Here is an 8,350-nt window from a genome sequence, read left to right as displayed (position 1 = left end):
GCCGGAACGGCCCTGACTGCGTCCAGCGCGAGCTTTAACGGAGCGTCAATCACCTTGTTCAATGCCGGTAACGACTTTGGTACCTTGGCATTGCAATCAGCAGGTGGTGCTACGGTACGTGATTCTGGAGATACCGAGTTAGGGAACGTCAACGTTAATAGTTTATCGATAACAAGTGGAGGATCGGTGACTCAATCGGAACAGTCAGCTATTAACGCGGGAGAAGCTAGCTTTACTGCCGATTCAGTAACCCTAACTGCAGCCACGAATAACTTTGGTTCTTTATCACTAGATGTCGCGGGTGATGCGTCAATTAATGATGAAGATGACATTCAGCTTGCAAATGTGACTGTTGATAATTTGTTTATCGAAACTGGGGGTGTGTTGAGCCAGACATCTGGTGGGTCTGTGGTGGTAAATAGTGCTGACTTGCGTGCAAATTCAATATCACTAACTAATTCGAGCAACGATTTTGGAAGTTTGTCCCTGCAGTCAGATGAAAGCGCGTCGGTGACCGATGCAAACGACATTACTACTGGTTCAATAGATGTTGCCACGCTTAACTTGGTTAGTGGAGGTAATGTAGACATCGCACAGACTATCTCTGGATTTAACAGTGCCAGTATTGCCGGTGAATCGATAACTGGCGTGGGTCTCGTTGGTGACACAACCTCTTCAAGAGTGGCGTTAACATCCAACACATTTATTGACCTTTCACAGGTTACTGCGAACGAATTAAGTATTGCGACATACGGAACAGATTCATTTGACCAATCGTTGGACTTGAATGGACTTCGCACAACTATTCTGATTGGTACCCTTGATGTTGGTGGTGCACTTAGAGTCGCTACAAGAGACGCGACTACTAACCCACTTTTGGTTCTGGCAGACAATATAGAATCTGCTCTTGAAACCGGTACTAGCTATGCTATTTCTGACGGTGCAACCTTTGATACTTCTGTTGATTTGTTTGATGCCGTACCGCCTCAATTCCTAGAAGGCGGCTCAGTCTCAAGAGAAGCTCGTGAAGGCGCCGTTGCGGCTGCTCAGGGTAGTGAAGAAGAAACCGTGGTTGTCGGTGAATCAATCGACGCCGACGCAACCATCTTCAGAACGCCAGAGCCATCAATTAAACTGCCTGCTGACCAGGAAGAAGCGGATGAATTCGCTATTCGCTGGACCTCGTCGCAGCTGATTAGCGAGGTTGGTGCTGAGTAACTAGTAAAGACGGGGCTTTCGCCCCGTCACGCTTTTTACAGCAGTATGCTTATGGAAAAGGATACGTTCGCAACATTACTCGCCCCAATCGGCGATGGACCCGGTGAAGACCCGGCAACCTTTGCTGAGTTTGATGATCTTGAAGCTGAGTTGGCCAAGCTCGAAGGTATTGAGCGCGTGCCGGTTGATTGGAAAAAAATCGCTAAGCTCGCCGAGGGATTACTGTCGACGCAAACCAAGGACCTTCGGGTTGGAGGCTATCTTGCCTACAGCGCTTACCAGCAAAGCGATTTCGCTGGTCTTTGTGCAGGCTTCGAGCTGTTCAAAGGTTTGGTAGAAGCGCCTTATTGGGAGGAGATCTTTCCAAGACGACGCAAGCGTCAGGGCAAGGCGCGTGCTGCAGCATTTGCCTGGCTGGCCGGACGACTTGATAAAGATTTTGAAGCGCGGGAGGTGTCCGAACAGGACGACCTTGAGTCTGTCGTCGCAGCGTTTGACGGATTTATGGCCTGCGATGCCGCATTAGCTGAAAAGTTAGGTGAGGACGCGCCTTCCACGTTTGAATTGCGCGCTAAATTCAAGCGACTCAATGATGTTGCCGCGCATTTGCTAGAGGAAAAGAAGCAGGCTGAAGAAGCGCAAAGTGAACCTGAGCCTGAACCCGAGCAATCCGCTTCGACGCCTGAATCAACTACACCAACTCCTTCTCCCACGCCTACGCCGCCTCCTGCGATTGCAAAGGCTGATAATATTGAGGTATCGGCCGAATCACTGGATAAGGCGTTGGCGGGTGCGGGGAGGGTGCTTCAGCAGGTTGCCGACCTTCTCAAAAAAGATAAGCCGTTTGATGAAACAGCACTACACTATGCACGTCAGGCGAAATGGTTGCAGGTCCGCGTTATTCCAGCGTCTGGTGTAATGCCTCCCATACCCAGTGCTGATGTGATGAAGCAGCTTGAACAGCTTGAGCAGCAGAAGCAGTTTGAACAACTTGCCAATCAGGCTGAAGCAATCTTTAACTCTGGTGCGATATTTTGCCTGTCCCTGCAGCGTTATATTTATGCAGGCTTGAAGGCCATTGGGCAACAGGCAGCTGCTGATACGGTTAAACGCGATACGGCGGTATTTCTTGAAATGCATCCCCAGTTGAAAGAATCAACATTTAACGATGGCAGCCCATTTGTTGATGAAAAGACCCTGTTGTGGCTATCACAGGGAGGCAGCTCGCAGGCCCCCGACGGCAATAATTCAGGCGCATCACAGCAGAATAGTATTATTGACGAGGCCTATCAAAAAGCCCTTGAGTTGTCTGCTGAAGACGGATTCGCATCAGCGATCGAAGCGTTTACGTCTGCAACCGAAACAGCACAGGTAGGCAAGGATCATGCAGATCGGCAGCTGCTGCTTGCTGAGTTATGCAAGAAAAACGGCCGCGAAGATGTGTCGGTTTATATTCTTGAACGCCTGCGCGGCAGTATGCAGACACAAATGGCAAGTCACTATGATACTAAGACTTTCCACCAAGTCTCTGCTATGTTGTTAGGTTGTTATGACAGTTTACAGACCAAAAAGCAGCTTGCTGCTGATAAATCGAATGAGATAGAAGAGTTAAAGCGTGAAGTATTCGCGTTTAATCCAATTGCCGCGCTGGATATGACACGCGCGTAAGTTAACGAGGAAAAGAAAATGGCAAAAAGCACCTCAATTGCACCCAAAGAGCGCGTGAATATCACGTATAAAGCCCACACGGACAGTGGTTCGGAAGAAGTCGAATTACCGAATAAACTGTTGGTCGTCGGCGACTTTACCATGCGTGAGGAAGAAGACGATATTCAGGAACGTGAAGCTATTTCAGTCGATAAAAGCAACTTTAATGACGTCATGGCTAAGCAAAATCTAAAGCTTGATTTCACTGTTGAAAATAAGCTCAGTGAAGAGGACGGCGAAGAGCTTCCCGTTTCACTTGAATTTAAGAACATGCGTGATTTCGAACCTGAAAACGTTATCCGTCAGGTGCCGGAATTAAACACCTTGCTTGAACTGCGCAATGCACTGACGTTCTTAAAGGGACCGCTAGGTAATATCCCAGCGTTCAAAAAGCAGTTGGAAACGTTGCTGAGTGATGATGATGCAAGAGCTAAGCTAATGTCTGAGCTTGGTATGGACAAGGATTAAGGGGGTACGCCATGTCTGAATTAGAAAAACAACAGTCACAAGCCGCTGAGGCAGAAACCACGGAAAGCTCACTGCTCGATCAGATCATGGAGCAGGCCAACATCTCTCGCTCCGACGAGTCTTATGATGTTGCGTCGAAAGGCGTACAGGCATTTATCCTTGAAATGCTCAAATCATCGAACAAAGATGAGCGCGTACGTAAAGCACTCATTGATGAAATGATTTCTGAAGTAGATAAGAAATTAGGCGTGCAGATGGACGCCATTCTGCACAATGAATCGTTTCAGAAAATGGAATCTGCCTGGCGCGGGTTAAAATTCCTGGTTGACCGCACTGATTTTCGTGAGAACAACAAGATCAATATCCTCAATGTGTCGAAAGAAGACATGGAAATTGACTTTGAAGATGCTTCCGAGATCAGCGAATCAGGTTTGTATAAAAAGGTTTATACCGAAGAATACGGCAACTTTGGTGGTGAACCCTATTCCTCTATTATCGCCAACTACGAGTTCGATCATTCATCGCCAGATATCAAACTGATGCAATCGATGATGAGCGTCGGGGCAATGGCGCACGCACCCGTCATTGCAGCAGCCAGCCCTAAGTTTTTCGGTGTAGACAATATTGAAGATCTACCCAAGCTGAATGACATTGCGTCAATTTTTGAAGGCCCTCAATATGCCAAGTGGCGCTCACTGCGTGAGTCTGAAGATGCACGTTACCTTGGTCTGACCATGCCTCGCTTCCTGCTGAGATTGCCTTACGACAGTAAGGAAAATCCAGTTAAAGCATTTAATTACAATGAGACCATCAACGAAGATCATGAGCGTTACTGCTGGGGTAATACGTCATTTGCACTGGCCTCAAAGTTGACAGATAGCTTTGCTAAATACCGCTGGTGTCCGAATATCATTGGCCCTCAAAGTGGTGGTTCGATGGAAGATCTTCCTTTGCACCAATATGAGACCATGGGACAACTGGAAACCAAAATTCCGACTGAAGTGCTGGTTTCCGACCGGCGTGAATTTGAGCTTGCCGAGGCTGGCTTTATTCCGCTGACCTTCCGTAAGGGCAGTGACAATGCTGCATTCTTCTCTGCCAATTCAATTCAGAAGCCGAAGTTCTTTGGTATCAGCAAAGAAGGTAAGGAAGCAGAAACCAATTACAAACTTGGCACTCAGCTTCCGTACATGTATGTGGTTAACCGCTTGGCGCATTACATCAAAGTACTGCAACGTGAGAACATCGGTAGCACCAAAGAGCGTCTGGATATTCAGGATGAACTAAATGTCTGGATCCGACAGTTTGTCGCAGACCAGGATGGCGCCAGCGCCGAAGTGCGCGCCAGACGTCCGCTTCGCTCGGCAGAGATCACGGTAGACGATGTGGAAGGCGAACCTGGTTTTTATAAAGTCGGCATGAAAGTCAGACCTCACTTTAAGTACATGGGCGCTGATTTCACATTGTCGCTGGTCGGTAAGTTGGACAAGTAGCGCAGTAGTCTATGGAGTATGACCAGTACCTGATTCAACGAATACGCGAAGGGGGAACCAGGCCGAAAGCTCGACCTGAGCAAAGCCGGGAAGTATTCAAAAAATCAGTACTATTGCAGCTTCAGGATATGTTTAACGTCAGACAAGGGAGTTGTCTGGCGAATCCTGATTTTGGTCTGCCGGATCTGAACGACTTAGATGCCAAGGAAGGGTTTGCTACCGCTATCAGCGATTTATCGAAAGCTATCAAGAATCAAATCGAAACCTTCGCGCCTGGACTCACTCGTGTACGGGTTAAGTATGTCCGTGATGAGAACGACCCACTTAACATCCAGTTCGAAATTGTCGCCAGGCTTAATATTGCCGGAAAGGTAGAACGTATTCGGTTTGAAACACGATCTGAAGGCAACGGCTCATTTAAGGTAATGAGCTAACATGGCGTTTAATAAATATTTTCAGGATGAACTCAATGCGCTGCGTGAATTGGGCAGTGCGTTTTCTCAGCAAAATCCAGGGCTGGCAAAATTTCTTTCAGAGGACAGTGAAGACCCCGATGTAGAAAGGCTGCTAGAAGGCTTTGCGTTTATCAGCGGACGTCTGCGTCAGAAACTGGATGATGAATTTCCAGAGATTTCTCACTCATTGATTAATTTGCTCTGGCCAAACTACTTACGGCCTACGCCGTCTATGTCAATACTGGAGTTTACGCCCAGAGCACAAGCCATCACCGAAAAGAAAACAATCCCTCGCGGTACCGAGGTACAGTCTGTTGAAGTCGAGGGGACAGCCTGCCGTTTTCAGACCTGTTATGACGTTGATGTAGCGCCTATTGAGATTAAAAGTGCCACGGCCAAAGATACGTCTGATGGGGCGTACATCAAAATTGGCTTTGACATAGAGCCGGGCGTGTCATCTGAAGATATAAACCTTGATACATTGCGTTTGCACCTGCATGAAGATCAGAAGCGGCCAGTTTCTCGCATTCTGTATATGTGGTTATTCCGCTATTTACGTGATGTCGAAGTCAGTATCAAAGTGAAAGGAGAAAACGCCGCTAAAAAAACAACGCTGCCTGCTTATGCCGTCAAGCCCACCGGTTTTGCAGCCGACCAAAGTTTGCTACCCAACCCTGCAAAAACATATTCAGGGTATCGTTTGTTGCAGGAATATTTTCAGCTTGGTGAGAAGTTTTTATTTTTCGATGTGCACTCGCTCGGTGATATTTTAAAAGAGCCCAAGCTTGAATCATTTTCACTTACGTTCCGTTTTATGCGGCAGTTTGACAACCAGATAAAGGTGCGTAAGGAAAATTTCAGGCTGTTCTGTACGCCAATCGTTAATTTGTATGAGCAAGACGCAGACCCTATCAGGCTTGAGCATCTTCGCAGTGAGTATTTGGTTCGGCCGTCAACTGATAACCTTGAACATGTCGAGGTGTTTTCGGTCGAGCAGGTGACCGGTAAGTTAAAAGGACGCAGCACGCAAATTAATTACGCACCATACGAGTCGTTTGAACATACCAAGCACTATGATTCTGAGGGCGGCGCGTTTTATAAGCTCAACTACCGGCCATCAGTACTGAACGAAGGTCTTGATCATTATATTTCGTTCGTCACCGGCAGCCAGAACGAAGAGTTCCACAACGAGACGATATCGGTAGAATTGGTATGTACCAATCGAAATCTGCCCGGCAGTTTGCAAGCCGGACAAATAAACTGTGATACAGGCAACTCACCAGAGTATGTCACCTTCAACAACATATCTCGTGTCACATCCGCCATGTCACCTCCTTTTGTATCGGGTTTGCACTGGCGTCTGTTGGCTAATTTGGCACTGCATTATCGTTCCATTGTGACGGTCGAGGGAATAAGGAGCCTCGTTCGAATATACGACTTTGCAGCATTTACCAATCGCCAGCGTGAGAGGGCCACAAAGTTATTGTGTGAAGGCATCGAGAATGTTGAAACAAAAAACATCGATGTTGTCCATGCCGGAAGACCTACAATGGGGCTCGAAACAACCTTATATCTGAGAGAAAGCAAATTTGGCGCAAAAGGGCTACAAGGCGAGGCAAACATGTATTTATTTGCTTCGGTTCTTAATTTGTTTTTTGCTCAGTACGCCAGAACCAATTCATTCCATCAACTGAAAATAAAAGCGCTGGAATCCGGGGAAATCTATTCATGGCCAATGTCGAGCGGATCTCGAGAACGCTTCTGACCCGCCGCCTTACTGAAGAGGCAAGGCACTTTTCTTTCGAGCAGGTCCAGGACTTGCTCAGCTACCTTGGTGACGAAAGAACAGATGATGACATTGGTTTCGGGCCTGTACTGTATCGCGCGAATCCCTCGTTAAGTTTTCCGTCTTCTGACATTGACTCAATTACTCTTACCGGCACAGGCTACTACGAGGTCGTGGTTAATTTTCTTGGCCTATATGGGCCTGCGTCGCCGCTGCCAGTGTATTACACAGAGTCAATAATTCAGGAATTTGTCCGCCATGCGCAGGGCGAGGGCGAATGCTTTTATTTGTGCAGTAAAAAAGATTGCAAAGCGTTTGCCGTGCATCAATTCGATATTGCCGCCGCTCTATCCAGAGCAGGACAGCTTAAAGAAGCGGTCAATGCCGGGACAAAAAAAATCAGGAAGCTGACCTCACTGGAGCTTGAAACGTTATTCGCGAAAGAACCTCTGGAGAGCATTCTGTCGCCGTCAGAGCTTGAGCTGCTGGGTGAAGAGAAACTTATTCTCGAGGTGTATCAGCCGCCTCGCTCTAATGAACGGGACTTCTTTGATTTATTTAACCATCAAAGCGTGTCGCTTTATGGACAAGTATCGAAAAAATACCGGCCAATAGAACGCCATACCAAACGGCCTCCGGTCGGTTTTGAAGATATGCTCTATAGCTTTATCGGTGCGCCTGAAAAGCAGCATAGGGAAGCCAGCCCAATACACTGGCCACTGTTGTTAAAGCACTCCGGCTTACTGGCCATTAATCGAGGCTCTCCGGAAGTTATTGTTAAGGTGGTTTCCGGATATCTAGGCCTGCCTTGGCATGACGTGTGGGTTGAGGAAGCGATCTCAAGAGACGCTCACATCCCACGGTTTCAGCAGTTTCAGCTTGGCTATCAGGCTAACCAGCTAGGTAAGGCTATTGTGCTTGGAGAAGTCATCGAAGATGTTGAGCATAAATTCAGACTGCACCTATGTGAGTTGGATACTGAAACATTTTTAAGCTTTTTACCTATCGAGCAAAATCCGCAGAACAGATATCAAGAGCTTATCGCGTTACTTAATTATCTGACTGCACATGATCAACTGTTTGATATCTGCCTGCATTTACATGATGAGTGTGAATTGCCCTGGCAGTTAGGCGAACAGCCACATTATTTACTAGGCTATTCCTGTTGGTTAGGAGAGCCTGGAAGGGGCAATTACACGACACTCGTCGACTAATAATCAGGG

At 47.3% G+C, this 8,350-nt stretch carries 7 protein-coding genes; all 7 read left to right on the top strand.

The window, feature by feature from the left end:
- Positions 1-1,218 (top strand): hypothetical protein (locus G441_RS19830; protein WP_026375745.1); only part of this gene is annotated, 1,218 nt, incomplete at its 5' end.
- A gap of 51 nt (positions 1,219-1,269) precedes the next feature.
- The gene (gene tssA / locus G441_RS0107335; protein WP_169726057.1) at positions 1,270-2,886 is read left to right on the top strand and encodes a type VI secretion system protein TssA; all 1,617 of its coding nucleotides are present in this window, start codon (positions 1,270-1,272) and stop codon (positions 2,884-2,886) included.
- 18 nt (positions 2,887-2,904) lie between these two features.
- The gene (tssB, locus tag G441_RS0107330) at positions 2,905-3,393 is read left to right on the top strand and encodes a type VI secretion system contractile sheath small subunit (protein ID WP_026375743.1); all 489 of its coding nucleotides are present in this window, start codon (positions 2,905-2,907) and stop codon (positions 3,391-3,393) included.
- Positions 3,394-3,404: 11 nt separating this feature from the next.
- On the top strand, positions 3,405-4,886 hold the full coding sequence (gene tssC / locus G441_RS0107325; RefSeq protein WP_026375742.1) for a type VI secretion system contractile sheath large subunit: 1,482 nt from the start codon (positions 3,405-3,407) through the stop codon (positions 4,884-4,886).
- A gap of 11 nt (positions 4,887-4,897) precedes the next feature.
- Complete coding sequence (tssE, locus tag G441_RS0107320; RefSeq protein WP_026375741.1) at positions 4,898-5,320, top strand: type VI secretion system baseplate subunit TssE; 423 nt, start codon at positions 4,898-4,900, stop codon at positions 5,318-5,320.
- A gap of 1 nt (position 5,321) precedes the next feature.
- Entirely contained in the window at positions 5,322-7,106 is a 1,785-nt protein-coding gene (gene tssF / locus G441_RS0107315) for a type VI secretion system baseplate subunit TssF (protein WP_026375740.1), read from the top strand.
- Positions 7,070-8,341: a type VI secretion system baseplate subunit TssG gene (locus G441_RS0107310; RefSeq protein ID WP_026375739.1), complete on the top strand. Its 1,272-nt coding sequence runs from the start codon at positions 7,070-7,072 to the stop codon at positions 8,339-8,341. Before tssF ends, G441_RS0107310 begins: the two co-directional genes overlap by 37 nt.
- Positions 8,342-8,350 lie beyond the last annotated feature (9 nt).

This window comes from Aestuariibacter salexigens DSM 15300 (assembly GCF_000429145.1).
Taxonomy (GTDB): Bacteria; Pseudomonadota; Gammaproteobacteria; order Enterobacterales; family Alteromonadaceae; genus Aestuariibacter; species Aestuariibacter salexigens.
Note: the sequence above shows the minus strand (reverse complement) of the source record. Positions and strands in the feature narration are given on the sequence as shown.